25 protein-coding genes and 2 tRNA genes are annotated in these 25,502 nt (G+C 46.8%); 24 read left to right on the top strand and 3 right to left on the bottom strand.

Going from position 1 to position 25,502, the window contains the following annotated elements; genetic code table 11:
• Nucleotides 1–18 precede the first annotated feature (18 nt).
• Entirely contained in the window at nt 19–474 is a 456-nt protein-coding gene (locus SPTER_RS21460; RefSeq protein WP_246105388.1) for a GNAT family N-acetyltransferase, read from the top strand.
• A gap of 187 nt (nt 475–661) precedes the next feature.
• Nucleotides 662–901: a cation transporter gene (locus SPTER_RS21455; protein WP_144352254.1), complete on the top strand. Its 240-nt coding sequence runs from the start codon at nt 662–664 to the stop codon at nt 899–901.
• 76 nt (nt 902–977) lie between these two features.
• Here SPTER_RS21455 and SPTER_RS21450 read toward each other — a convergent pair whose 3' ends face one another.
• Nucleotides 978–1,886, bottom strand: a complete 909-nt coding sequence (locus SPTER_RS21450; RefSeq protein WP_144352253.1) for a LysR family transcriptional regulator — start codon at nt 1,884–1,886, stop codon at nt 978–980.
• 160 nt (nt 1,887–2,046) lie between these two features.
• On the opposite strand from SPTER_RS21450, the gene SPTER_RS21445 reads away from it, so the two are divergent.
• The 4 genes from SPTER_RS21445 (at nt 2,047) to dapB (ending at nt 5,451) form a co-directional block, all read left to right on the top strand.
• On the top strand, nt 2,047–2,745 hold the full coding sequence (locus SPTER_RS21445; RefSeq protein WP_144352252.1) for an epoxyqueuosine reductase: 699 nt from the start codon (nt 2,047–2,049) through the stop codon (nt 2,743–2,745).
• A gap of 75 nt (nt 2,746–2,820) precedes the next feature.
• Complete coding sequence (locus SPTER_RS21440; RefSeq protein ID WP_144352251.1) at nt 2,821–3,531, top strand: 2-phosphosulfolactate phosphatase; 711 nt, start codon at nt 2,821–2,823, stop codon at nt 3,529–3,531.
• 29 nt (nt 3,532–3,560) lie between these two features.
• Nucleotides 3,561–4,358, top strand: coding sequence for an EFR1 family ferrodoxin (locus tag SPTER_RS21435; RefSeq protein ID WP_144352250.1), 798 nt, complete (start codon nt 3,561–3,563; stop codon nt 4,356–4,358).
• 268 nt (nt 4,359–4,626) lie between these two features.
• Complete coding sequence (gene dapB / locus SPTER_RS21430) at nt 4,627–5,451, top strand: 4-hydroxy-tetrahydrodipicolinate reductase (protein WP_144352249.1); 825 nt, start codon at nt 4,627–4,629, stop codon at nt 5,449–5,451.
• Nucleotides 5,452–5,502: 51 nt separating this feature from the next.
• Here the strand turns inward: dapB and SPTER_RS21425 are convergent, their stop codons facing one another.
• Complete coding sequence (locus SPTER_RS21425; RefSeq protein ID WP_144352248.1) at nt 5,503–6,123, bottom strand: GntR family transcriptional regulator; 621 nt, start codon at nt 6,121–6,123, stop codon at nt 5,503–5,505.
• Nucleotides 6,124–6,312: 189 nt separating this feature from the next.
• On the opposite strand from SPTER_RS21425, the gene SPTER_RS21420 reads away from it, so the two are divergent.
• From SPTER_RS21420 to SPTER_RS21380, 8 genes are all read left to right on the top strand, one after another.
• Nucleotides 6,313–6,759, top strand: a complete 447-nt coding sequence (locus SPTER_RS21420; protein WP_144352247.1) for a YaiI/YqxD family protein — start codon at nt 6,313–6,315, stop codon at nt 6,757–6,759.
• Between the two features lie 184 nt (nt 6,760–6,943).
• Nucleotides 6,944–7,375, top strand: a complete 432-nt coding sequence (tadA, locus tag SPTER_RS21415) for a tRNA adenosine(34) deaminase TadA (protein ID WP_246105646.1) — start codon at nt 6,944–6,946, stop codon at nt 7,373–7,375.
• A gap of 6 nt (nt 7,376–7,381) precedes the next feature.
• Nucleotides 7,382–7,471 (top strand) — tRNA-Ser (locus SPTER_RS21410).
• 333 nt (nt 7,472–7,804) lie between these two features.
• Nucleotides 7,805–9,040, top strand: a complete 1,236-nt coding sequence (locus tag SPTER_RS25480) for a hypothetical protein (protein WP_246105387.1) — start codon at nt 7,805–7,807, stop codon at nt 9,038–9,040.
• An 8-nt stretch (nt 9,041–9,048) separates the two neighbouring features.
• The gene (locus tag SPTER_RS21395) at nt 9,049–9,612 is read left to right on the top strand and encodes a CBO0543 family protein (RefSeq protein ID WP_144352245.1); all 564 of its coding nucleotides are present in this window, start codon (nt 9,049–9,051) and stop codon (nt 9,610–9,612) included.
• Between the two features lie 315 nt (nt 9,613–9,927).
• Nucleotides 9,928–12,948 (top strand): chemotaxis protein CheB, encoded by a 3,021-nt coding sequence (locus SPTER_RS21390; RefSeq protein WP_246105386.1) that lies wholly within the window; start codon nt 9,928–9,930, stop codon nt 12,946–12,948.
• Nucleotides 12,949–12,978: 30 nt separating this feature from the next.
• A complete protein-coding gene (locus SPTER_RS21385; RefSeq protein ID WP_246105385.1) occupies nt 12,979–14,211 on the top strand; it encodes an ATP-binding protein in 1,233 nt (410 codons plus the stop codon).
• 288 nt (nt 14,212–14,499) lie between these two features.
• Nucleotides 14,500–14,575 (top strand) — tRNA-Met (locus tag SPTER_RS21380).
• Nucleotides 14,576–14,733: 158 nt separating this feature from the next.
• Here the strand turns inward: SPTER_RS21380 and SPTER_RS21375 are convergent.
• Nucleotides 14,734–15,192: a CBO0543 family protein gene (locus SPTER_RS21375; protein WP_144352244.1), complete on the bottom strand. Its 459-nt coding sequence runs from the start codon at nt 15,190–15,192 to the stop codon at nt 14,734–14,736.
• A 347-nt stretch (nt 15,193–15,539) separates the two neighbouring features.
• Here SPTER_RS21375 and SPTER_RS21370 point away from each other — a divergent pair, with 347 nt between their 5' ends.
• The 10 genes from SPTER_RS21370 (at nt 15,540) to SPTER_RS21330 (ending at nt 25,461) form a co-directional block, all read left to right on the top strand.
• A complete protein-coding gene (locus SPTER_RS21370; RefSeq protein WP_170233360.1) occupies nt 15,540–18,032 on the top strand; it encodes an ATP-binding protein in 2,493 nt (830 codons plus the stop codon).
• Complete coding sequence (locus SPTER_RS25735) at nt 18,010–18,771, top strand: response regulator (RefSeq protein WP_144352242.1); 762 nt, start codon at nt 18,010–18,012, stop codon at nt 18,769–18,771. The genes SPTER_RS21370 and SPTER_RS25735 overlap by 23 nt, the downstream gene beginning before the upstream one ends.
• A 119-nt stretch (nt 18,772–18,890) precedes the next feature.
• Complete coding sequence (locus SPTER_RS21360; protein ID WP_144352241.1) at nt 18,891–19,124, top strand: FeoA family protein; 234 nt, start codon at nt 18,891–18,893, stop codon at nt 19,122–19,124.
• A 13-nt stretch (nt 19,125–19,137) separates the two neighbouring features.
• Nucleotides 19,138–19,350 carry a FeoA family protein gene (locus SPTER_RS21355; protein ID WP_144352240.1) on the top strand — a complete coding sequence of 71 codons (213 nt, stop codon included), beginning with the start codon at nt 19,138–19,140 and terminating at the stop codon, nt 19,348–19,350.
• Between the two features lie 27 nt (nt 19,351–19,377).
• Nucleotides 19,378–21,753, top strand: a complete 2,376-nt coding sequence (gene feoB / locus SPTER_RS21350; protein ID WP_144352239.1) for a ferrous iron transport protein B — start codon at nt 19,378–19,380, stop codon at nt 21,751–21,753.
• Nucleotides 21,754–21,772: 19 nt separating this feature from the next.
• Nucleotides 21,773–21,913, top strand: coding sequence for a FeoB-associated Cys-rich membrane protein (locus tag SPTER_RS24915; RefSeq protein WP_170233359.1), 141 nt, complete (start codon nt 21,773–21,775; stop codon nt 21,911–21,913).
• A gap of 167 nt (nt 21,914–22,080) precedes the next feature.
• Nucleotides 22,081–22,563 (top strand): HMA2 domain-containing protein, encoded by a 483-nt coding sequence (locus SPTER_RS21345; protein WP_144352238.1) that lies wholly within the window; start codon nt 22,081–22,083, stop codon nt 22,561–22,563.
• A gap of 6 nt (nt 22,564–22,569) precedes the next feature.
• Nucleotides 22,570–23,094, top strand: a complete 525-nt coding sequence (locus SPTER_RS21340; protein ID WP_144352237.1) for an HMA2 domain-containing protein — start codon at nt 22,570–22,572, stop codon at nt 23,092–23,094.
• Nucleotides 23,094–25,211: a heavy metal translocating P-type ATPase gene (locus SPTER_RS21335; protein WP_144352236.1), complete on the top strand. Its 2,118-nt coding sequence runs from the start codon at nt 23,094–23,096 to the stop codon at nt 25,209–25,211. Before SPTER_RS21340 ends, SPTER_RS21335 begins: the two co-directional genes overlap by 1 nt.
• Nucleotides 25,212–25,236: 25 nt before the next feature.
• Complete coding sequence (locus tag SPTER_RS21330) at nt 25,237–25,461, top strand: 50S ribosomal protein L9 (protein ID WP_144352235.1); 225 nt, start codon at nt 25,237–25,239, stop codon at nt 25,459–25,461.
• The last annotated feature ends 41 nt before the right edge of the window (nt 25,462–25,502 follow it).

The following is a 25,502-nucleotide window of genomic DNA, read 5'->3' as shown; positions in this document are numbered from 1 at the left end:
TACTGTTGCTGTAAAGGAGTGTGGGGGACAATCATCACAATAACCGCTATTGAACAGGCAGATTTAGAACAATTTGCCGTATTGGGTGAGGAACTTTTTGGCTCTGGAACCAATCGGGCGAATTTAACAAGCGTGTTTGCCAAGATTCAGGCTGACGCCAGCTATATTTTCATTGGTGCCAAAGATGAGCGGCAAAAATTGCTTGGCTCGGTCATGGGGATTGTCTGCAGTGATACCGTCGGTGAATGCCGGCCGTTTATGGTACTGGAGAATATTATTGTCAGCAGGCAGAGCCGGCGGCAGGGAGTGGGGAAAAAGCTCATGGCATATCTGGAAGCACAGGCCCGTGCGCAAAACTGCTATTGTATTATTCTGTTGTCTCACGTCCGGCGCCAAGAGGCCCATAGCTTTTATGAAGCTATGGGCTATCCCAAAGATATTGTCCAAGGGTTTAAAAAAATATTTGTAGATTAGGCAGATATTCGATAAGCAAAACGGCAGGCTTTTGTTCTGCGGCTGGTGTTTTTTCCTGCTGAGGCGATAACGGCAAATAGTAATCTCCGAAGGTACTAGCAGCAATGAATATTTTGTAGTATAATGAATATGGAAATATTTGTAATGGGCAGTGGGGAGACTACAACAATGTTATGGGGGAATTATTATGGGGCCAAGGTATATGATCGACAATTCTAAAATTAATTTTACCTTAACTGTTGAAGGGATGACGTGTGAACACTGTAAAAATACGGTAGAATCCAAAATTATTGCCTTGTATGGTGTGGATTCAGCGGTGGCCGACCTGGCAACCAAAACACTAAAGGTGGACTTCGATCCTAATTGCATCACTTTGCGGGATATAATGGCGGCAATTAGTGAAGAAGGTTATAGTGCTGATTTGTGATCCGGCCAAGTAACCGGTTGCACCAAGGTTTGCATTAGCAAATCTTGGTGCTTTTTATATGTATAGCGGCAATAAGTTATTCGACGCCAGCGCCGGTAGTATTTTTTAGTATCTCCAGTGTTACTTTGATGAACTCACGCAGTGCGGGTGAGAGCCATTTTTCTTTATGGTACAGTAATTGGGCTGTAATAGCAAAAGCCGGACCCTGCCAGGGTAATGCCAGTAAGCGGTTAGCAGCCAGCTCCTGTCTGACAGTGGCATAGGGTAAAAAGCCGATGCCCCAGCCGTCAGCAACAAACCGCTTGATAACCTCATTGCTGCTTACCCCTAATACCGACGCCGGTTTTGCTCCCACTTGCGTCAGCATGCTCTCAAACAGGCGGCGGTAACTGCAACCGGGCTCTGTCAGGATGAGGGCCTGCTCATTCATATGCGCCGGCAGAATTTGCTGCATTTTGGCTAAAGGATGATTAGGGGCTGCGATTACCGCCATCGGCACATCAAAAAGGACATGGGTTATAAGATCGTTTTCGGTACAGGTTATGTCAGGCAGGAAGGCCAGGTCAATTGTGTTCTTGCGCAGATGTGTCCGATAGTCACAACAAGTATCAAAACGAATATTGAGTTCTACCTTAGGATAAAGAGCGCGAAATGAATTGAAAACCTCAGATAGGCGGTACGTACAAAGAGATTCCGCTGTGCCAATTGTCAGTGAGCCGCGGGGGGTCAGCGAATTGGAAATCAGGTCTTTGGCTTCGTCGGCCAGTTTAAGGATTTGGTCGGCATAGGTATATAAATACTCACCATCCTGGGTCAGTTTTATTTGTTTGCCCAATCTCTCAAATAACATGGTGCCCAAGTCTTGCTCAAGTGCCTGGATTTGATTGGTGATCGTTGACTGGGCATAGCCGAGGTCTTTAGCTGCCTTGGTAAAACTTAATAATTTAGCTGTGGTAACAAAAGTTTTTAACTCGCGCAGTTCCATCTCATATTCCACCCATCAGATTTTATGAAACACTTTATCAGTATTATCAATTTTACCTATTGATAACTCTATGTTAATATAATTTCTAATAGCAGTCTATACAATTTTGCTGAGGTTTTGCTAATACCTCGAAATAAGATTGATCTGGAGGGCAAAAGGGATGCTAAGAACAATGACAGCCGAACAAATCAAGGGCCGGGTCCGGGAGTTGGGCGCCGATTTATGCCAGATAGCCTCTGTAGCACGCTTTGCCGATGCGCCGGCAGGTTTTCACCCGACCGACATTATTAAAGATTGCCAGAGTGTGATCGTTGTGGCCGTGCAATTCCCGGTAAGTACGCTGTCAAGTTCGTCGCCGGCGGCGTATACCTTTGTCCGTAATAAACTGGCGGATAAGATCGACTCCATTACAGTGCAGGTTGCTGCCGAACTGGAAAAACTCGGCGGCTGCGCGGTGCCTGTTCCGTCGGCCGATCCATATGATTACTGGGATGATGACCGGCGGCACGGGCAAGGGATATTGTCGTTAAAACATGCTGCAGTGCGGGCCGGTTTAGGTAAAATAGGGAAAAACACACTTCTGGTTAACGCGCAGTTCGGCAATATGCTGTGGCTGGGGGCGATTATAGCCGATCAGGATCTTGAACCTGATACCCTGGCAGATTATCAAACCTGCCGGCCTAACTGTAGAATTTGTTTGGAGGCTTGCCCGGCGAAGGCGCTGGACGGGGTTACTATTGAGCAATACAAGTGCCGCAGTACTTCGGCAAAATATACTGCCGGCGGTGGTGGCGTGTATGCCTGTAACCTCTGCCGGAAAGTCTGTCCGCTTCGTAGCGGCATTAAGGATTATTCTTAGTTGTCCGCAGGTATGGCAGGAGTTTGGCCTACGTTAGGATAAATCAGTAAGAATGCTGATATAAGGAGACAAGATATGAGAATTGATGTCGCGTTTTTGCCGTCCGCAGTCCGGGGGCTGGACTTATCCCGGACGACTTGTATTGTAGTGGATGTGTTTCGGGCAACAACCAGTATTGTTACCGCTATGGCCAACGGCTGCAAGTGCGTGACGCCGGTATTATCCGTTAATGATGCCCGGTTACTGGCCCGGGAAAAGACGGGGGCCCTGTTAGCGGGTGAGCGTCAGTCTATTAAGATAGAGGGGTTTGATTTGGGCAATTCCCCGTTTGATTTTGCAGAGGCCAGTGTGCGGGGGCAAGAGGTTATTATGACCACAACCAACGGTACAGCGGCAATCAAAGCAACAGCAGGTGCCGCCAGGACTTTAATTGGCTCATTTGCCAATGCCGGCGCGGTTTGCCATACAGCCAGACAATGCGGCCAGGATGTTTTGATTGTTTGTGCCGGGACAGACGGTCTTTTTTCGCTGGAGGATGCTCTCTGTGCGGGCTGCCTGACAGAGACACTGCACAGGGAAGCGCTGCCGGCGGCCCTGTTGACAGATGCCGCCAGCGGGGCTTTACTGATGTACGGTCAGGCCAAAGCGTCCCTGGCCGCTATCGGCGCTGCCGGCAGAAATGGCAGCCGCTTACAGGCTTTGGGGCGCAAGGAGGATATAGAATACTGTTTGCGAACAGACTTATTCACAATAGTTCCTGAATACAAAGACGGGATAATAACATAATCAGGGAGCTTAGAAAGGAATGTAGAGGGATGAAGACTACTATTTTCTATTTTTCGGCTACCGGCAACTCCTTGCATGTAGCTAAGGCAATAGCCGCCCAAATAGATGGGAGTACGCCTGTGCCGATGCTCCGTTCATTGAACGCAGAGACTGCGGCCGCCGGCACAGCCTGTACCGGCTTTGTTTTTCCCACTCATTATTTTGGGATGCCGCCACTGGTCACCCAATTTATTAAAAAGCTGGATATGGAACAGGCACAGTATTCGTTTGCTGTGACAACCTGCGGCAGCCGTCTTATCAACAGCGGACTCCGGCAAGTAGGCAATCTGCTCCGGCAAAAAGGGAAACGGCTTGCGGCCGGCTTCCATATAGAAATGATTTCAAGTTATATACCGCTGTCTGATCTGCCCCCGCTGGCTAAGCAGCAGCAGCGATTAGCGGCGGCAGACAGAAAAATCGAAAATATTATCGGTGCGGTTCGGGCTCAGGCCAGTGTTTATGAGCCGGAATATCTGTGGCTGCCGTCTGTTGCTATCAACAACTTTTGGCGGCAAAAACTTCTGGGGCAAGCAGATCAGAAGTTTTCCTGTTCATCAGCCTGCAGTTCCTGCGGTGTCTGTGAAAAAGTGTGTCCGGCTGATAATATTCGTCTGGTTAAAGGTAAGCCTGCGTGGCGGCACCGGTGTCTGGAATGCCTGGCCTGTTTGCATTTTTGTCCTGTCCACAGTATTGATTTTGGCAGCCGTACAGCCGGCCGGCGGCGCTATCATCATCCTGCAGTTCAGGTTTCAGAAATTATTAAGGCAAAAGCGAGTAACCCACGATAGGCGATGCATGTATATTATGAATATAAACCGGTAATACTAGACATGTAATAGGTGTCCTCCAAGATTATGAGGGTTGCGAAAACATTGAATTGAATAACGCGCATACGTAAAGCACCATATACAAACCCCTGCCAGGCCGGCAGGGGTTAAATTGTTTTAATCTGTAAATGTGGAATATAATGAATAATTTCAAAGAATAGAATAGGCTTGACTAACTTACAACTCAAATGATATCATTAAGTTGTAAGTTAACCATGGAGGTGTTCGGATGAAAGTTGCGTTAATTGGTTTAGGAACAACAGGGAGAATTGTTGCGGAATATTTATATAAAGAGCAGGTGCTGTCACTGGTGTTATGCCGGGAAAATAGCCCTGATGCCGGTAACGACTTAGGCGAATTGCTACATAGACCTTATATGGGGGTAGCGGTCGAAACGACCGCCAACCTTGAGGAAAAATTAAACAGGTATAAACCTGATATAGTAATCGATTTTTCGTCGCCTGCCTTTCTGCGCGAACATTTATCAACCCTTGCGCGGTGCAAAGTCAATGTGGTAACTGCAGTCACCAGTTATAGCCAGATGGATATTAAAAGAGTAAAGGTCTTGGCCCGGAAAAGAGAGATCGGCGTGGTCATTGCCCCTAATATTACCCGGGGGGTCAATGTCTTACTGGTGATGGCGCAAATAGCGGCGGCTCTTCAAGCCGATTATGATTTTCAGGTTATTGACGAGAATCATAGAAATAAAAAAGACAGCCCTTCCGGCACGGCCGAAAAAATTGTTGCCGCCATAAAGCGGGGCCTTGAAAAAGCGGACGGGGAACAACTGATACCTGTTCACTCGATCCGGGCGGGTGATATTACCGGGCGCCATAAGGTGCTGGCTTGCGGGCAGTATGATCAAATAGAGATTACCCATACGGCTTTTTCCAGAACAGCATATGCCGAGGGGGCTTTTAAAGCAGCTCAGTTCATCTATGGGCGTAAGGGCTTTTATGAAATGAAAGATGTGTATGGTCTTAGAAAACCGAGTTACGCAGAAGAACGGTTGCATAGTGATGCTGTCGTTTCCCTGGCCGGGAGCTACGCATAAAAGCTTGGTAATATAAAAATGCGCTGCCCTTCATGGAAGGGCGGCGCATTTTTATAGAGGGCTGTTAACAAAATTTGTCGTTTTTGTCAGGATCTCATGATTGCCGACAACCACAATCCGGTCAAGCGGTTCGATTATGGCATCAGGACCAGGGGATATGATAATATCGCCAGCCCGCCGGATGGCAACAATCGTAGCCCCTGTGTGCTGCCATAGTCTGATTTCAGCAATTTTATGGCCGATGATATGTGAGGTTGCCGGTACTTCGACCTCAACCGGGTTGTAGGGGGTAAGGTTGCGCAGTTTATCCGAATAATTAATAATATCAGTGAGCAGGTTTTCCAGCCTGGCATCAATCTCACGCTTTTGCTGTAAAAGCTGCTCCACATCATGATGCAGGGAATCGACAGAGTCGGTGCTTTTGTAGTGTTCGACAAAGCTGTAGGCGTTTTCCGCGGATAGTACGGTTATTTCTTTTCCCTGGGAAACACTGACAACATTTTTAACTTTTAGGAGGGCGATTGCTTTGCGGACAGTTTCTGGCGAAACATTATAGTGGCTGGCCAATAATGATCTACCCGAAATCTTTTCGTGTACACTGTACTCGCCATTAACAATTCGCTGGGCCAGGTCTACGGCAATAGACCGGTACATGGCCATCGGTGATTTCATCGGGTACTCCTCCAATTGTCATTTGTACTGGTATTATTATAACTTTTATCGTGGCAGTCAACAAGCCGGCATTGTTAACGAGTGATTGCATATTTGGCGCAAGTACCTGACTATAGTTAATTAATATAAAGGAACAGAATTTTGTGCATCGAAAGTATTACAGAAAGAATTAAACCAAAGAGGGGTACTATGAAATTACTAATCGATGCTGACGCTTGTCCAAAGCCAGCCCTGCAGATCTGTGTCCGGCTGGGGCAGAAATACGGCCTTCCCGTTTGGACGGTGGCTAGTTTCAATCATAATATTGTATCTGACCATCATGTTACAGTGGGCGGTGGGGCTCAGGAGGCGGATATAAAAATAATCAATCTCACAGAGCCGGGTGATATCATTGTCACGCAGGATTGGGGACTGGCCTCGATGGTGTTGGGCAAGCCGGCCTATTGTATAAGCCCGGCCGGTAAAGTGTACAGTGTGGATAATATTGAATTCTTGCTGGAAGAGCGGGAATTGAAAGCGAAGTTTCGCCGGGGCGGCGGCAGGACAAGCGGTCCGCGCAAAAGAACGGAGCAGGATGATCAGCGATTTGCAGCTGCTATTGAACAGATGATGATAAGCGCGAGGCAGCGCAACTAAGAATACGGGGTTGCAAATTGCTGTGACCTGCGTACCCGCAGGCGGCGCTGAATAATGGTAAGGGATGATCCACAATATACCGGCGGGTAAGGAGTTGACTTTTTTTCCGAGCCCGGGATATAATATCTAAGTGACATTCAAATAGTCCCTGTGGCGGTGAGCGAATATGGATGATAGTTACTATATGGGACTGGCATTAGGTGAAGCTAAGAAGGCATATGACCTGGGCGAGGTGCCGATTGGCGCCGTGCTGGTTGTGGATCAGCAGGTTGTGGCCAGTGCTCACAATATGCGGGAGATCTGGCATGACGCTACGGCCCATGCGGAAGTTATTGCTATCAGAGCAGCCTGTAAGGCCTTGAACCGCTGGCGATTGACGGGAGCTACCCTTTATGTTACTATAGAACCGTGTCCGATGTGCGCCGGTGCTATTGTTATGAGCCGTATCGACAGATTGGTTTATGGCAGCCCCGACTATAAGGCCGGAGCCGTGGAATCTCTTTTTAATGTTGTGCAGAATTCAGCCCTTAATCACCGCCTGGACGTGACCGCTGGTGTCCGTGCCGACGAATGCTCTACCCTCATGAAAGACTTTTTCCGCCAAAGGCGTAAGTAATTTAATGGAGAGGTGTCCGAGTGGTCGATGGTGCTTGACTCGAAATCAAGTGTCCTGTCAAAGGGACCGTGGGTTCGAATCCCACCCTCTCCGCCATAGATCTAGCAAATTAGCCGCCGCAGGTTTGCGGGGGCTTAATTATTTTGTTAGTTATGGTAAACTTGTGCTCAAAGCTGGGTCCATAACAGCGCCGCATTAAAGTTTTACCGAGGCAATACCCCCGATTTTCAACTGGGTAATCGGCAGGGCTTTTTCTTATACACTAGATAAGTTATGGCCGGCCGCCTAATCTGTCAGTCAATACACATTGCAGCTTGCCGCCTTATCTATACGGAGAGCAGCTTTTTTTATATAACGACTATATATGTATAGAGTTATGTTAATAGGATAATAATAACCAGAATACTATCTTACCAGGAGATTTCATTCATGCAGCAATCTCTGGAACGTTCCTCCCGGCGGCCCAAAGGGCTAATGAACTCCCTTGCGACGAACTTCTTTCACTTCCGTAATCCCTATACAACCGCATGGTGGTCGACCAGTTACCCCGGTTTCGGGCATATCAGCATGGGCAATTATGTCAGCGGCTTCTTACTGTTTTTTTGGGAAATGGTAGTCAATACTAAGGCTAAAGTCAATCTAGCCATACTGTATTCGTTTACAGGCAGATATGACATGGCCAAAGAAATAGTGGACAATAGATGGCTATTGCTTTATGTCCTCGTGTTTATTTTTGCGATATGGGACAGCTATCGGCTGGCACTGCAGTTCAACCAGTTAGCCATCCTGGCCGACAGACACGAAGAAACAATCCAGCCGGTACATATATCTATCATGGAGATCAACACTTTAGACCGGCGCTCACCGTGGGTGGCCGTAGTCTGGTCAGTTGTCGCCCCTGGTCTGGGTCATATTTATACGCACCGGATACCGACGGGGTTTTTCCTGATAATATGGTGGATAGCTATAGCCTACTATTCTTTCCTTTTTCAAAGTACCCAGTATTCGGCACTGGGATTATTTGAGCAGGCCAAGGCTATTGTCGATCCGGAATGGCTTATGTACCTTCCCTCGATATATGGTTTTGCCATCTATGATGCCTATGTAAATACGGTGGAGTATAATCGCCTGTTCGAAAAAGAGCAAGCTGCTTTTTTTAAGAAGAACTATCAAAACCCTGATTTCAAAATGCCGACAGGGGTGGAAACTGACATGCATATTACGGCCACATTCGAGCATTCGCTCAAATTGGAACTCGCTATCTCAGAACTGGAGCACAAAGGTATAGCGCCGGATCATATCTGTGCTATTCCGATGAACACCCCGCGAAAGAATATGGAAATATTTGATTCCATTCACCGGGCAGACGGCATGAGCATGTTTGACCTGCCCACTGTTTTAGGCACGGTATTTATGCTATTTGGGGTAATGTGGGGGTTTATGTGGACCTGGGGACCTATTATCTGGGGGTTGATTGCCCTGTTTGCCGGCGGGGCATTGGGATTTGCCTGTAAATATATGTATTATAAGCTATATGTCCAAAGGCAGCCTGCCGCCTGCAATAACGAAGTGCTATTGATCGTGGGCTGCCAAAAGTCAGAAGGGGAAATGGTTGAGAAGGTGTTGTCAGGTCATTTGGCCCTGAGCTTGGGGCGTAAGGAGTAGTTTTGCAGATGGGAACTGTTCACGAATCAAGCCGGCAAGTCCTTCAGGCCCAAGTGGAATTTAGCAAGCTGAGAGAGGCGGCATGGCTTGGGGATTGTCTGTGGTCCTGGCAATGGTGGTTGCTTGTGGTCCTCTTATTTCTGCCATGGATCATATGGTGGCGTCTGGTAGACAGAAAACGTCTTTGCGAAATATGCTTATTCGGAATGTTCGTTCTCGCCACGGCATCCTGGATGGACGAGCTTGGCACTGATCTAATATTATGGTATTATCCCTATAAGGTTATTCCCTGGTATCCACAGTTAATTCCGATTAACTATTCAATATTGCCAATCATCTATATGCTGATATACCAGTATGCCCGGCAGTGGTCTTCGTACATTATGGCCATGATTGTCATGTCGGCAATTTTTTCCTGGGTTGCCGAACCGGCGCTGGCGTTTATGGGTATATATCAAGTAGTAACATGGAAATTTAGTTATTCCTTCCCGGTATACCTGATGATTGCTATCAGCCATCGGTGGCTGCTGGAGTGGATATTAGCTATTAGTAAGAAAGCTGGGAAGCAATAGCAGTTGTAAATAATTGCGATATAAATGATAATTACCCTGCAATTCAGAAACTAATGAATTGCAGGGTTTGTCGTTATATAATCCGGCCCGTATCTTTCCGGAAATTAAGGTCTGCCGCAAAAATATTTTCTAATAAATTACTATTAATGGGGACTGAAGAGGATTCAGCCTCAGGACGTTGAACAAGTTACTTACAGAGAAAGATAATTGATATGCGGTTTTAAAGGCAAAGATTTGGCATAGTAGTTACCAGCTGCGTTATTGGCGCACAGGGTGCATAATAGTTTCTGGAGATTATCGCACAGGAGGACAATTTTGAAGAAGATTAATTCCGGCAAGGGCTCCACCGCCAGCGGGCGAGCAGGCAAACAGTCACCCAGGGTGATGGCAACTGCCGCCACCAATGCTGTGACGACCTCACAGGGCTGTCCGATAGTCGGTATCGGGGCCTCGGCTGGCGGACTGAAGGCTTTAATGCAGCTGTTTGAAAGTATGCCGGCAATAACCGGTATGGCTTTTGTCGTCATTCAGCATCTTGATGCCCAAAATGAAAGCGCCTTGGCTAGCATTTTGGCTAATGTAACTTGTATGGAGGTCAGTGAAGCGGAGGCTGGTGTAGCTGCGAAGCCTAATCATGTTTATGTGATTGCCCCTGCTACCGAGTTGACTGTTGTTAACGGGGTTTTAACTGTTAGGGCGCAACCGGATGGGGTGAGACGGTATACTCCGATTGACACTTTCATGGAATCACTGGCCAAGCATAAAGGCGGCAGGGTAATTGGCGTGATTTTATCAGGCAACGGGACAGATGGCTCGCGCGGATTGAAGGCGATAAAAAATTCCGGCGGTTTTACATTTGTGCAGGAGCCGCAGTCGGCAGAATATGCAGGCATGCCGCTCAGCGCAATCGCTACCGGCCTGGTGGATTTTGTCCTGCCGCCGGCGGAGATTGCCGATGAGATTTCATTGCTCAGCCGATCACGGATTATAGCCAGCCCAATAGCAGAAGACCGTAATTTATTCCCCGACGGCGCCGCCATACTTGACGGAATTATTAGTCTGTTGCGTAAGGCCAGCGGTATTAATTTTGCCGAATATAAGCAAATTACCGTAAAACGGCGTATTTTGCGCCGGATGGTCTTACACAAGCTGGACAAGCTTGTGGATTATGCCGTTTATTTGCAGCAGAGTAGCAGCGAGCTTGCCGCCTTGCAGCAGGATATGCTGATTAACGTTACGAAATTTTTTCGTGATCCCCAAGCTTTTGATACCTTGCAAACAACGGTTTTTCCCGCAATCATTAAGAATACTGCCCCGCATACGCCTATTCGGTTATGGGTGCCGGGCTGTGCAAGCGGTGAGGAAGCCTACTCACTGGCAATCGCTTTGTTGGAGTTTTTGGAGAACAATACTCTTAACAGGCATATTCAGATCTTTGCCACAGATATAAACGAAACAGTTATTGACAAAGCCCGGGCCGGGATATACCCGAAAAGTATTATGACCGATGTTTCGCCGTCGCGGCTCAGCCGCTTCTTTATTGAAGTGGATCAAGGCTATCAGGTCAGCAAGCATATCCGCGACATATGCGTCTTTGCCAGGCAGGACATGGGGCAGGATCCGCCTATTTCCAGGGTCAGTCTCGTCAGTTGCCGCAATGTAATGATTTACTTCGGACCGGCATTGCATAAGCGAATGTTTCCGCTGTTCCATTATGCGCTGAATCCGGGCGGCTTTCTTATTCTGGGGGCCTCGGAATCTATTGGTGTTTTTGCCGATTTATTTGATTTGGTGGATAAAAAATACAGAATCTATATAAAAAAGGCGGTAGCCACCCCGCTGATGTCAGATTTTTCCACGGCTGAACAGGCGGCGACGATACGCAATCATACCCAAGAGGATCAGGGCACTCCGAGTGGCGGGTCCTGGTTAGATATTCAAAAAGAAGCCGACCGGATTGTTGTGAATAAATACGCTCCGCCTGGTGTCATTATCAACAGTAAAATGGATATAATTCAGTACCGGGGGCGCACCGGCGTTTATCTTGAACCGGCAGCGGGGCTGCCGAGTGTAAACCTCTTAAAGATGGCCCGGGACGGTTTGTTTCTGTCGCTGCGGACTGCCGTTAACCAAGCCCGAAAAGAGAATGTTCTGGTCAGAAAAGAAGGCCTGCATGTCATGAAAAACGGCCATTCTTTCCCTGTCAGTGTCGATGTTGTCCCTATGAATGGCCCCTTTCAAAAAGGTGAATATTTTCTGGTATTATTCAGAGATACAATATCGCAGCATTTGCCGGAAACCAGGTCTGACAGTGCTGCGGCGGCCAACCAAAATTTTTCCCAGGCCGAGGATCCGGCTGAGATTCTGGGCCTGAAACAGGAGATCGCAGCTACCAAGGAATACCTGCAGTCAATCATTGCCCAGCATGAAGCTGCCAATGAGGACATCAGGTATGCTAACGAAGAAGTCCAGTCGAGCAACGAAGAATTGCAAAGCATGAATGAGGAGTTAGAGACCGCCAAAGAGGAACTACAGTCAACCAATGAGGAATTAATGACTCTCAATGAGGAACTGCGCACCCGTAATCTAGAATTAAGCCAGGTTAACAATGATATGATTAATTTGCTGCGCAGCATCAGTATCCCAATTCTCATTCTGAGCAGTGATTTGCGCATCCGGCGGTTTAATTCTGTTGCAGAAAAAGCATTTAACTTAATCAGCACTGATGTGGGACGACCCATTAACAATATCAAGCCGAATATCGATATTCCTGATTTGGAACAGGCAAGTCTGGAGGTGATTGATACCCTTAACTGGCGGGAGCAAGAAGTGCAGGATCGGTGGGGACACTGGTATTCCATGCAAATACGTCCTTATAAGACGGTAGATAATAAGATCGAGGGTGTTATTATTAGCTTCGCCGATATTAACACCCTCAAGAAAAGCTATGAGGCTGCCCAGGAAGCCCGTGAATATGCTGAAGCGATTGTGGAGACCGTGCGGCATCCGTTAATTGTTCTGGACGCTGATTTACTGTTGAAAACAGCCAATCAGGCCTTTTATCAGCAATTCCAGATTGCACCTGAGGAAATAGCGGGTCAATCTATCTTCCAAATGAAAGGCGGTCAGTGGGACGTGCCGGAACTGCGTAGCCTGCTGACTGATATTCAGGAGCAGGACACGGCTTTCGAAGGTTTTTCGATCAATTGCGATTTTCCGGATATCGGCAGGATGCTGATTAGTGCCCGCCGGGTTGTGAACGTACACAACAAAACCAAACGGATTCTTCTGGCCTTTGAAACCATTGCTAACCAGGATTTACAGAGTACCAGGTGAAATAAGGGCGCGTCAGCAGGGGGTGAAAATATGGCCGGGTCTGATGAATCAGGTAAGGGCGAAGGTACTGCTCTTGCCAAGTCCAGCCAATCTTCGGACAATGCCGGCACACAGGAAGCTCAATGGTTAAAATATGAGCTGCAGGATCGGGAATTGGATCTGGAAATCCAGTGTCAGGCTATGCAAGATGTTTTAGGGGAGTTGGAGGAATCCCGTAACCGTTATGCCGCCCTGTATGATTTTGCGCCGGTAGGCTACGTAACGTTTGATGACAAGGCCTGTATCCGGGAGATTAATCTCACCGGCGCGAAGCTTTTAGGCATGGAGCGATCACGCTTGCTTGGTATGCCGATGGCTGTTTTTATTGCTAAAGACAGTTGTAAGAAATTTTTCGACCATCTGCGGTCCTGCAGACTAAGCGAGAAAAAGGTCATTACGGAAGTAAGGCTTGCCAGTCTTAACACTGCGGTAACCGATGCCCAGCTTATTAGTATGCCGCTGTTAAATACCAATGGCCTTGATCTGCAATACAGAACGATAATTGCCGATACAACCGAACGCAAGTTAATCGAAAAGGAAATTTCCCGTATGGACAGGCTGCATCTTGTAGGCGAAATGGCCGCCGGCATTGCTCATGAAATTAGGAACCCTATGACGACTGTACGAGGATTTCTGCAATCTTTTCTGCGCAAAAAGGAATTTGCCCTGTTTAATTCCCAATTGGAGTTGATGATCTCGGAGCTGGATAGAGCCAATTCCATTATTACAGAATATCTTTCTCTCGCCAGGAACAAACCGGTCAATCAGTCTCGGCAGAGCCTTAATAAAATTATTGAAACCCTGCTGCCCTTAATGGTGTCTGATGCGCTTCTCAAAGGAATGGTAATTGTCACCGAATTATCGGCTGACATCCCGGATTTCTGTTTGGATGTTCAAGAAATGCGGCAATTGCTGCTCAATCTTTCCCGCAACGGGTTTGAAGCGATGGCGCCAGGCGGACAACTGACAGTGGGTACTTTTATAGAAGATAAGCAGGTGGTTTTATTCATTAAAGATCAAGGCACCGGTATCCCCGCCGAACTGCAGCAGAAGTTAGGCACACCCTTTTTGACAACCAAGGAAACGGGCACCGGCTTAGGGTTGCCCATCTGCTACAGTATCGCCCATCGGCATAATGCCAGCATAGATGTAAAAACAGGAGAAGCCGGTACTACTTTTATGGTGAGATTCTCGCCCCCATCTGACACTGCCGGCAATATCTGATTAGGGGCATTAAAGACCGTAAAGCAACCTGACTGTCCACAAAAGTTAAATATGGCCAGCCGGCAAATCAGTAAGCAAAAACCAAAAAAAGCAAGTGGATAACGTGTTAGGCAGGGATAAAAGAGGAGGTTTCTGACAAATCATCAACTTTGACGGATGCCGGTAGCGTAGTGGATTTGGTCCTTCGGGGGAGTAGGGGCCTTTTATTTTTTGAAATTGTAATAATTTCGAGTGAAGTGTGCTATAATAGATATAAGTTTAAATAAATAGTTAACCATAAATGAACATCGCGGGGTGGAGCAGTTGGCAGCTCGTCGGGCTCATAACCCGAAGGTCACAGGTTCAAGTCCTGTCCCCGCAACCAGAACCAGAAAAATCTTGCCGCTTCATCCTCCGGGATGAGGCGGCTGTTTGTTGTGAGAATAATGGCCCTCCTAAAACTCACAATAAAGAATTAGAGCCTTCGCAATATTGGCAGGCTCTAATTTTTTATTGCTTAAATATGACATAATATATAATTTATTAAGATAGAGAATGCCGCTCGGTAGTAACGAATAAATGATATTTGAATAATAGCCAAAAAAGAAACCAGTCTGCCAGGTACGAGAAGCCGATGTTCCACCATTTATGATAAGTAATATGCCCAAACCAGGCATGAATCATTTCAAAGATAATGGCAGCCAAGGTCCATTTAAAGAAATACCAGAACAATGTCTTAAAAGAATGGTCGTTTGGTAACCATTGAATAAAGAGGTAAAGGGTCACTATATATACCCCGAAACCATTAATTAATAATCCGATTAAGGGATGACCGGAATATGACCAAAGATGATAATGAACCATAATGGCTTCTGCCACTAGTGAGAGCCAGGAGGCAAATATACATACTGAAAGGTATTTATGCCACCGGCCTTTTTTGGCAAAGATCAGCCACATCGTCCAGGAAAAAACAAACTGGCCTATCCAAAATACGGGAATCAAAAGCAGCCCCCCTTTTTTAGAAATCCTATAGCAATAATATATATATTCAATACATGCTTCATTAATGAATGAACCAGCTGTATTTAATATTTTCAGGGCATTTTGATTTTAGCATTCACAGCAGTAATTTAAAAACTAAACGACTATTACTACATCGCATTGGCGGAACTGCTGTTATTTAGTAATAAAGATAAAAATAGAAATTAAGGAATGTTATGGAAAAAATTATTGACAGGAATTTTAATGTCTGTAATAATATAAACAATATATATATGATAATAATTCTCATTCTAAATAAAGCGGGCATGCAGAAATAACCGTTCTAAATGATGAAGGTGGGAACTCAATTGACTATAAAAACGCGGCTCCTTGTTATTTCGTTGTTTTTCGGGTTGTTGCCCATTGTGATTATGGTTGTGGCCGGCAATCAAGCAGGGCTAAATACGAATCGCGAATTTCAAAATACTATGGCAATCGCGTTGATGGTGACTGTTCTGGTTGGCCTACTGCTGCCGGGACTTATCCGGTATTGGTTTTTTTCCAATCAAATACAAAAAATGAAAGAGTTTTGCCAACAGGTAAAAACAGGCCGTTATGATGTGCTGCTCAGTGTTCCTGCTGAGCGTAACACAGAAGACAATGAAAACGAGCTAGTTGATTTAATGCGGGACATGAACTGGATGGTTCATCGCATTAAGGTGCATGAGTCTGAACTTAAACAGGTCGTTAGTGATCTTGAACAATCGCAGGCTGAGATTCAATTGCAGAAAAAAGAGTTAGAAGCGGTAAATGCGGCGCAGCTGATAGTGCAACATCAATTGCAGGGCCGGACACTGGCTTTAACAGAGGCAGTAGCAAAAGTACGTAATTTATTAGATAATGCGGGACAGGGTTTTCTTTCCTTTGGTGAAGACTTAAAAGTAGCCGGTGAGTATAGCGCGGAGTGTGTGGTGATCTTTAACCAGGAGATACAGGCAGAACCGGTCCCGGCGTTATTATATCCGGACGATAAAGGGCAGCAGGTTTTTTTAGAGGCATTATTTAAGAAGATTTTCCAGGAAGAAAATGTGTTTCTCCGGGATAATTATTTTTCCTTGCTGCCAGATGAACTGCAATTTGCTGATAACTATATACAGATAACCTATAAGCTGATTAATCATCCCGTTGAGCCGGAGCGTAAGGAAATATTATTGGTTCTGACAGATATTACCCAGCAGCGGGACATGGAGAAAAAGATCCAGGAAGAGAAAAATGTTTTGTCGATGGTGGTGCGGGCTGTTACGCACTACCAAGAGTTTAACAAAGCAATGCAAGAATATGAGGTGTTCTGCCGGCAGGAACTGCCAGAGCTTTTGGCTGGACAAGAATCGGCAGTACATAAAATAAATACGGTTTTTCGGGCTGTCCATACCTGGAAAGGTACGTTAGGCCAGTTAGGGATGTGCCGTGTGGCTGCAGGCCTGCATGAATTGGAGTCGGATTTAGCCAAATTGCGGGACAAGGCGGCTGCTGGCATTGAGCAGCAGGAGCTGGTGGCATGCTTTACCGCTTACCCGCCGGAGGTGTTGTATAGTTGGCTGGAGCAAGAACTGACACAGCTGCGGCGGATTTTAGGGGATCAGTTTTTCTTACAGGATGAGACGATTGTTATAGAGAGCTGCAAGCTACGCCAATTAGAGGATAAGGTTCAGCGTTTGCTTTCGCCTGGTCAGGCCCGAATCCTTATTGCCGAGCTGCAGCGCCTGCGATACAAACCCTTTGCAGATTTGCTGGGCATGTTCCCCGAATACATTGCCAATGTTGCCTTAAATCAAGGTAAAGAGATCAAACCGCTAGTAATATCAGGGACAAAAACTTTGGTAGATCCGGTAAAATACCATGATTTTACTAAATCGCTTGTCCATGTTTTCCGGAATGCAGTAGCACACGGCCTGGAGACGCCGGACGAACGGCTGGCGGCAGGTAAAGAAATTGCCGGCTATATTCGCTGCGATTTGCAAGAGGCTGGTGCGAATCTGGTGGTGACAATTGCTGATGATGGCAGAGGCATTGACGAAACCATTATTAGGCAACTTGCCGTTACTAAAGGGATATGTACTGAAACGGCGGCTTGCAGTCTAACAGATGCTGAAGTTGTGCAACTCATTTTCGGCGATGGATTTTCCAGTGTGGCAACTGCCGGTGAACTATCTGGCCGGGGCGTGGGCTTGTCTGCCGTCAAATACGAGATTGAAAAACTCGGTGGATCTATTGAAGTGTTGACAGAAGTGGGAAAAGGGACACAATTTATCTTTAGCCTGCCGCTGTCGGCTGATGAACATAAAGATTGGTTTGATGTTTCCCGTTTTGGTGGACAGGTTATGCAGCAGGCCAGAACGCTTTTAAATGGAGAATTTGGGATTCAAGTACGGGAAATCCACCAAGAAGAAGCAAGCTCCGGGATAGTCAGCATGCATGATATTTCCACCTTTATTGATGTCAAGGGGGCTTTTTTAGGCCGGCTCATGATCAGTGCTAATGAGGAATTAGTTAAACAGCTTGCCAGGTATTACTTACAAGATCTGGCTGCGGATGGTTATGAGGGTATCTGGTTAGAAAGTGCCTTCTCTGAGTTTTTTAATACTGCCGTCGGCAATTCACTGTTGCAGCTGCCTGACTGGCAACAAGCGATAGATATTGGTACGCCGGTGACCATTTGGGCAGAAGGCGCTACCGCTAAATATAGAGAAGCAGTTATTTATTCCTGGAAGCTATTAACTGCCTTGGGAGAAATGCAGCTAAGCTTAATCGCATTTATGGTGAAAGGTGGCGAGGAAAATGGCGCGGGTGTTAGTTGTTGACGATGCCTTAATGATGCGGAAAACAATTGGAACGTTTTTAATCAGAGCCGGTCATGTGGTGGTAGAGGAAGCTGCAACTGGCGAACAGGCAGTTGCGGCGTACAAAAAGCATCTTCCAGACCTGGTAACGATGGATATCACTATGCCTGGCGTGGATGGAATTGGTGCTTTGGAGCAAATTACAGCGTTTGATCCAGGGGCCAGAGTTGTTATGGTGAGTGCCCTGGGCCAAAAACATAAGGTGTTTGATGCGTTGCAACACGGGGCGAAAGGTTATATTTTGAAGCCGTTTACAGAGGAAAAGCTGCTGTCGATCATTAATGAGCTGTTAGGCGCAACGACCGGTGGAATAAGTTCTGTTGTCTCTGAGCCTGTAGTCATGAATGCCAATGAAAAACCTTTGACTGCCAAAATGGCGTTTGCTGTAGATAATGATGCGAATATTGTTAGAATTACTACTTTACGTGATTTTGCGCCAGTTGACTTTGCCGATTTGACAAAAGCAATAGAGGGGATACTGCAAAATCAACCCCCAAGTATTGTTTTTGATTTTGCCTGTGGAAATGCACTGCATTGTAAAAGTGCGCCTGTCTACAGAAAAATTCTCGAGATGGTCATTGCTTCCGGCCAAATATTAAAAATAATTTGCTATGCTCAGGATTATACTTCGTATTTCCGGAATATCCCGAGTTTGCAGGAAACTGAATTCGAACTTGTAAAAAAACGGGGTGTACTATAGTTTTCTTAACCGATATGTGTTATTATGGTGATAATGATTATTAATGTCACGATATAGTTCATCAGCCAGATAACGCCAGAGTGCTGGTGATAGGTTAAAGTAATGGGGAGGAATCAGAAATGGTTAAATTATTAAGTGAATTATCGCCTGGAGATCGGGGGACAGTTGCGAAGATCCATGGTAATGGACCTGTCCAACGCCGTATTATTGACATGGGGGTAGTACCCGGCTCAAAAGTAGAGGTGCAAAAATATGCTCCGCTTGGCGATCCGATGGAAGTCAAGGTAATGGGTTTTAACCTTTCGCTGCGTAAGGTCGAAGCCAAAAATATTGAAATTAAGCTGAATGAGTAGGGAGTGGTGAGATATGCCGATCCATAATGCTGTTCCAAGCCAGTTGATGGTCGTAGCTGCACTGGGCGGCCCGCGGGAAGTACGCTCGCGCCTTACCGATCTGGGATTTACACCGGGAACACCGGTCTGTGTACTAAGCCGTACCAATGAATCTGTCATTGTTAAAGTTCGAGGCAGTCGAATTATGCTAAACAATTCCCTGGCTTGCAACATTACAGTAAAATAGGGAGCAGGAAGAAGGAGGATTTTTACGTTGGAAAATACTAAAGTGAGCATTGCTCTGGCTGGCAACCCCAATTCAGGCAAAACAACGATCTTCAACAGTGTTACCGGGGCCAGACAGCATGTTGGCAACTATCCCGGGGTAACTGTTGAAAAACGTGAAGGGTACCGAAAGTTTAAAAATCATGAATTATTGGTGGTTGATTTGCCAGGAACATACAGCCTGACTGCTCACTCACTGGATGAACTGGTGGCCCGCAATTTTATCGTGCAGGATAAACCTGATGTTATTGTCGATATCCTGGATGCCGGTAATCTGGAACGTAATTTATACCTGGCAGTACAATTGCTGGAACTGGAACGGCCAATGGTAGTTGCCCTTAACATGGTTGATGTTGCAGAAAGCATAGGCACAAAAATTGACGAAAAAGTGTTATCCGAAAAACTGGGAGTGCCGGTAGTCCGCACAATTGGCAACCGTCACACTGGCTTGGATGATCTTTTGGCAGCTGCTGTAAAAGTAGCGGGCGATAAAACACAAAAAACGTTTGTTATTAATTACGGTGATTACGTCGAGAGCAAAATAACTGAAATCAGTAATTTATTGGTCGAAGTAAAGCATGAACTGCGGTATCCTCAGCGCTGGCTGGCCCTGAAGCTGCTGGAAAACGATACCGAGATCGTTAATGCAGTAAAGGGATTGGCTGAAGGTGCCCGGGTTTTAACTGCTGTTGATGCGGCCCGGAAAAGCTTGCAGGATTCTGCCGGCATGGATCCGGAACTGGCTATTGCCAATCTCAGATATCAGTTTGTTGGCACGCTGAGCCAGCAGGTTATTACTTCCAAACGTGAGGGGGTTTTAACTGCCTCTGATAAAATCGATAGAGTTTTAACAAATCGTATGCTTGGGTTACCCGTATTCCTTGGACTTATGTGGTTATTATTTAATTTTGTGTTTGCTGCAGGTGCCTATCCGCAGGACTGGATTGAACAGGGTATGGGAGCTTTGGGCAATTGGGCTGGACAAACAATGCCTGAAGGTGATCTGAGATCGCTGGTGGTTGACGGGATAATCGGCGGTGTTGGTGGGGTTATCTCATTTTTGCCTAATATTATCATACTGTTTCTAGGTATCGCAGTGCTTGAAGATACCGGCTATATGGCCAGGGCTGCATTTATCATGGATAGAGTTATGCATGCGGTGGGATTGCATGGTAAGTCATTTATCCCGCTGTTGCTAGGGTTTGGCTGCAGTGTACCGGCAATTATGGGTACGCGAACTCTCGAGAACCCGCGTGACCGTCTGGTTACAATCTTAGTAACACCACTTATGAGCTGTAGTGCGAGATTGCCGGTCTATACCCTGCTTATTGCTGCTTTCTTCCATGAAAGTATTGCCGGTACAGTTCTGTTTTCCATCTATATATTAGGTATATTTCTGGCTATCGTTATGGCGCGTATTTTCCGGAGTGTGCTCTTTACCGGCGAGCCGGAGCCTTTTGTTATGGAGTTGCCGCCTTACCGTATACCGACGATACAATCCATTCTGATGCATATGTGGGAGCGTAGTGTACTCTACCTGAAAAAAGCCGGTACGATAATTCTGGCTGTTTCTATCCTGGTTTGGTTTATGGTTAATTATCCGAGTCAGGTTGATTTCAGCAAAGACTATGAAGCCTTGGCTGCCCAGGCTGAAGCCAGCTTTAGTCAGCAAGTCGACGAGGAGATTGTTAAGCCGTTAAATATTGGGGCAATTGAAGATAATAAAGATCTGGAAGTGTTAATTGCCGATTTGACGGCAATTGATGAGGAGTTTGCCGCAGAAAGTGAAGAACTAGAGGAAGAAAGTGCGGAACTAGCAGCGTTGACAGCTGAAAAAGATGCCAAAGTCAAAGAGCTGGAAACGACTAATCCTGAATTGTATCCACTGGCTGCCCGTTACTTAGAGCTTAAAGGTGAAAGTGATGAGCAACTTGCCGCTTATGAGAGCGAGCAGGCCCATGAAAAGCTGGAACACAGTTATGCCGGGCAGATAGGTAAATTTATTGAGCCGGCAATTCAACCGCTAGGGTTTGACTGGAAGTCAGGTATTGGTTTAGTGGCCTCCTTTGCGGCCAAAGAGGTTTTGGTTAGTACAATGGGTACCATTTATAATCTTGGTACAGAAGACGAAGGTTCGGTTGCCCTGCAGCAAGCACTGGCTGACGATCCCAACTTTACTCCGTTAGTTGCTTATTCGCTGATGGTGTTTGTGCTTATCTACTCGCCTTGTCTGGCCGCGTTAGCGGTTATCAAGCGGGAATCCAATTCCTGGAAATGGCCGGCCTTCGCCTGCGTTTACACGACGGCCCTGGCTTGGATAATGTCCTTCCTGGTATATCAAATTGGAACCTTAATGGGGTATTAAGACAAAAGGAGTGAACAAGATGGATACGATAGCTTTAGTTGTGATTGGTTTGGTTGCGGTTGGTTATATAGCTAGATTAGTTTGGCGTGAAGTACAAGGCAAATCGCAATGCCATTGCTCTGGTGGCTGCGGATCCAGCTGTCACAAGCAAGAAGAGTAACCCATGTAAGACAAAGCCCCCGCCGTTGAGGTCGGGGGCTTTTGCGTGGGCAAGGGGCTAAAAGCATAATTTGGCAAATATATTGACATCAATTGGTATCAATAGTATGATAATTATAATATTTAATTGATAATGATGTTCATTTCTAAGGTAAAGGAGCTGATGTGATGAGTTTATGCCATGGAAGAATAAATTTAGGATTGGTAGTGTCGTTATTAGGGAGCATTCTTACTCTGCCGCTTAACAAACGGGTTCATTGGTGGCTCGGAGTAGGCTTTGTCCTGCTGGCGACTATTCATACATGGCAGCATCGCAGGCAGTTTACCCATTATTTGCACAAGGAGAGACATGAGATGGACCTAGCTTCCCTGGTTGTTAATTCATCAACAAAAGTGAAATTTTTTTTACAGCAGACTCAAGTCTTACATTATATGCCCGGCCGTGTTCGTTTGTTCTCACAGCACCTGCTGAATAATCAGGCGGTAGCCCGGCAGGTAAGCGAACATCTGGAAGCAATACCGGAAATTAAATCTTTCACTGTTAATGCTGCTACTGGTTCACTCCTTATCCATTATTCTCCTGAAGATATTTCCCAAAACCCGCTGCTGCGCGATATAGAGAAACTAGTTGCTGAACAATATGGAAGGTGATGCAAAATGACTTATCTTACCGGATTAGCTTTAGGTATTTCTGCCGGACGTCAGCTCCATCAACTGCTGCGTAGAGACGGCTTTTCTTTAGTGCATGCTTTGCCAGGCCGGCGGCGGTATCAGCATGAGGATCTGCTGCAAAACAAGGAGCTGGGGTTGGAATGGCAGCGCCATTTAGCCGGTATCCAGGGAATTTCCCAGGTTAAGGTAAGCCCGGAAACAGGCAGTCTGCTTGTAGAATACACATTACCGGAGGAACACCTTGACCTAGTGATGGAGTACCTTGAGCAACTGCACAGGCTGCCGGGGCCACGATCCGATTATGGCAGGATTGGCATGGAGATTCAACGTTTTTTCCGGCGAATGAACCGTACAATATTTCAGAATACCGCAAGTACCTTGGATTTGCGTACAATTATGGCGTTATTGATGCTAGTGCGCGGAGGGGCCAAAATATGGAATCTTGGCCAGCGTCCATCAGGACCACAGATGATATGGTGGGCCTACTCTCTGCTGAGAGGACGTCACTGATGGGATACCGATATGTTACTTTGCCTGTAAATAAGGCTTTATCTGCACAACAAAAAACACTTTTGGAGATTAGTATACGGAAAATCCCGGCTGTTAGAAGTGCCTTTGTTGGTGACACTGGCAAGCTGACTGTATATTTTGCCGGGCAGTTAGATATGTCGGCTATAGTGGCAAAAATTCAGAATGCAGGTCGTCCGGATCGTCCGGTTCAGGCTGTCGCCGTTAAGCAGTATAATGGCGAGGAAAATACTTCGTTCATTGAATATCGCCGGGACGCAATACTGGCAGGCGCCGGTCTGGTGGGGCTGCAATTGCTGCGTATGGCTATGCCGGCAGCCTTCACTGCTGTTTATTGGGGGCGTAGTGCCTTTGTTCTTTTTGTAGCCCGGAAATTTATTGCCAGCGGGGTGCGCAGCTTGTTGGTTGAACGGCAGCCTAATGCTGACACGCTGACGACAACTGCAGTAATGGCCTCGATTTTAGGCGGAAAACCCGAATCGAGCCTGACGCTCCTGGCTCTTTCTAATTTTGCCGAGATGCTGACTACTTATACTGCGGAGAGGGCCCGTAAGCATATTTCCACACTCTTGCGGCTTGATCAGCAATATATCTGGAAGATCGAGGAAGACGGCCATGAAGTCCGTGTGGCCGTGGAAAGCCTCAAGCCGGGAGACCGGGTTGGTGTACATCTCGGAGAAAAAATTTGTGTTGACGGCCGGGTGTTATCCGGGGCAGCAGCTGTAGACCAATCATCAATTACCGGTGAATACATACCTGCCGAAAAAAATGCCGGTGATTATGTTTATGCCGGCACTGTACTTCAAAATGGTTTTCTGGAGATCGTGGTAGAGAAAATGGGGGACGATACGGCCTTAGCACGTATTGTGCATATGGTGGAAGAGGCGCAGGCCCGCCGGGCGCCGGTGCAAAATTTTGCTGACCGGATGGCCAATATGCTGGTACCCATATCCTTTATTGCCGCCGGTTTGGTTTATGGGGCTACCAAGGACTGGCAGCGTGTACTCAATATGCTGTTTATTGATTTTTCCTGTGGCCTGAAACTGTCTACCGCCACTGCTATTTCGGCGGCGATTGGGCGGGCGGCCAGCAGGGGGGTACTGATTAAAGGCGGCAATTATGTGGAGGCCTTGGCTGGCATCGATACGGTGGTGATGGATAAGACCGGTACAATTACTGTTGGTAAGCCGCAAATTGTCGCTGTTAAAACTGCACCAGGCATTACTGAGCGGGAGCTGCTGCTTTTGGCCGCTTCGGCGGAATTACATTCCGCTCACCCCTTGGCTTGCGCTATCCTGGATCATGTGGAAACACAAGGCTGGGAGATCCCGCCGCACAGCAGTACTGAAACTATCATTGCCCGCGGTATTTGGGCTGAAGTCCCTGATTTTGAGGATATTCGCGGCGGACGGATTTTGGTTGGCAGTTGGCGGTTTATGGAGGAGTACAAGCTTGAAGGCCGGGGCTTTGGCGATGATCCAGGGGCAGAATGCGGCTATAATCTGGTCTATGTGGCGAGAGATCAAGCGTTGTTGGGTCTGCTGGTGGTCAGTGACCCTATACGCCCTAATCTGAAAAAGACAATTAATCAGTTGCGGCGCCAGGGGGTTGATGAGGTTGTCATGATTACCGGTGATACTGAACCTGTAGCAAAACATGTTGCCGCCGCACTGGATCTTGACGCTCATTATGCCGAGGTTCTGCCGGAGGACAAAGCAACGCTGGTGAATCGGATAAAGAGGCGGTCTCAGGTCCTGATGGTAGGTGATGGCATTAATGATGCTCCTGCTTTGGCCTTTGCCGATGTAGGCGTAGCTATGGGCGGACGGCGAACCGATATTGCTGTAGAGTCAGCTGCTATTACTATCAATTCAGAGGATCCGCTGGTACTGTCGGAGGTAGTTGCATTAGGGAAGCAGACGATGAAGATTGTGCAGCAGAACTTTACTGCCACCATTGCTGTCAATACGGCAGCAATGTTACTGGGGGCGATTGGGCGAACCAATCCGATGATTTCAGCTCTTATTCATAATGCGGCGACTATTGGGGTAGTGCTTAATAGTGCTCGGATTTTAGTGGCTCATAAAAAGCGGTGGTAGATGGAGGGAAAGGAGGTGAACATAGATGTTTACAAGAACTGACTTTTGGATAGGTTTGGTTGTTGGCTCTATTGCTGGGGCATTTGGGTACAAGCTGATGTCGGAACAATCAATGCGTATTGTGGCGCCGGCTGCTCCAGTGGCGACTGCCCAGGGAGTAGGTGAAATTCCGATAGACGAGTTGATGCGTCAAAAAGAACGTCTGGAAGATTTAATCGCAGAACGGCAACAAGGTGGAGTTCAAGCGTAATTTGGGCACTTTTTGTATTTGGAATTTTGGTGTAAAGGTCC

The organism is Sporomusa termitida (assembly GCF_007641255.1).
Taxonomy (GTDB): Bacteria; Bacillota; Negativicutes; order Sporomusales; family Sporomusaceae; genus Sporomusa; species Sporomusa termitida.
The sequence above is the reverse complement of the archived record's forward strand: the minus strand, read 5'-3'. Positions and strand labels throughout refer to the sequence as shown.